The 1,269-nt window shown below is 37.9% G+C and carries 2 protein-coding genes; both read right to left on the reverse strand.

Annotated elements, in window-relative coordinates; genetic code table 11:
* Window positions 1-114 precede the first annotated feature (114 nt).
* Complete coding sequence (locus KIO97_RS26415) at window positions 115-588, reverse strand: GrpB family protein (RefSeq protein WP_025638270.1); 474 nt, start codon at window positions 586-588, stop codon at window positions 115-117.
* 184 nt (window positions 589-772) lie between these two features.
* The gene (locus KIO97_RS26425) at window positions 773-1,267 is read right to left on the reverse strand and encodes a hypothetical protein (protein WP_285384388.1); all 495 of its coding nucleotides are present in this window, start codon (window positions 1,265-1,267) and stop codon (window positions 773-775) included.
* Window positions 1,268-1,269: the final 2 nt, after the last annotated feature.

Here is a 1,269-nt window from a genome sequence, read left to right on the forward strand (position 1 = left end):
CGCCCTGTTAAGGTGTGAGCAACGCAATACAAAAGCCGCCGCATACCACCTTAAACACTAAAATCAATGCATAGTGAAAATGCCACGCGTTGCGAATCACTCTTAAACAGTTTGTTATGCCTGTCCTAACACGCGCTCGATAAAAGCTGATTTTTTCCGACGATACTCTTCTTGAGACCAACCAGTACAAGACATTTTCAGCTCATTGTATCGTTGAACTAACTCAGGACTTTTACGGAGTTTGTCTCTAAACCCCACAAAAAACTCAAATTCCGAACCATTAGCTACAACTTGAAAAGCAACATCCTCACCTGAGCTATTTTCCAGCATGCAAAGCTCCGGAGTTCTTAACGTATCGGATTTTTCGTTGAAGCCTAGAGTAGAAAGTAACTTTACTGCATTCTCTAGTTCCTTGCCGTTAACACCAACAAGTATGTCTAGGTCACCTTTAGATACAGCATTGGGGATAGAGGAAGCTCCAATATGCTCAATAGATGCATCTGGAAGTAAAGCAGCTATCTCAAGTTCGTACTTACGATACAGGTTTTCGCAAGATGCCTGATATTCATCTGCTTTGTAAAACTGCATATTTTCTCCCAAAAGGCATAACGCCCTGTTAAGGGGTGAGCAACGCAATACAAAAGCCACCGCATACCGCCTTAAACACTAAAACCAACGCATAGTAAAAATGCCACGCGTTGCGAATCCCTCTTGAACAGTTTGTTATGTATTTTGGTTGCACAAATTTATTAGCAAACTTTATACATAGAATTTAATAATACTTCCTTAGAAACCTAAAGATTAGAGAAAGTAAAATAAATGCAATAAGACTTAAGTAAGCTCTCCATTTAACCTGCTCGGCATTAGATTTATTTATCATATTAAGACCATCAGAACTAGAAAGAAGAACTTCATCTCCAGCCTTAACGTAAACAGTATAATAAATATTATCTAAATGCGTTTTAACTAGCCCAACACTTAGGTTTTCTGTATCTTTGCGCGAACCATATCCTAGGGAATAGTTATTATTTATTAAATTAAAGTCATACCCTTGAACTTTAATATCGTACTTATGTTTTTTATCAAAAATAATTTCATAAGATAGTCCACGACCAGCAGTACCATGCTTACCTGTTACCTCAGCTTTATGGTATAACACATCGTTATCAGTGTATGGCCCCTCAATAGCTCTATTTTCTACAACAGTTATCGACATAATAAAAATGGCCATTAGAACTCCAGGCGCATAATCGGCGTTTTTCAAGATAG

Source organism: Vibrio sp. B181a (genome assembly GCF_030248375.1).
In the GTDB taxonomy this organism is placed as follows: Bacteria; Pseudomonadota; Gammaproteobacteria; order Enterobacterales; family Vibrionaceae; genus Vibrio; species Vibrio campbellii.

Bases quoted from the DNA above. Each gene is read 5' to 3' on its own strand.
- KIO97_RS26415 (WP_025638270.1), bottom strand. From the start codon at position 588: ATGCAGTTTTACAAAGCAGATGAATATCAGGCATCTTGCGAAAACCTG.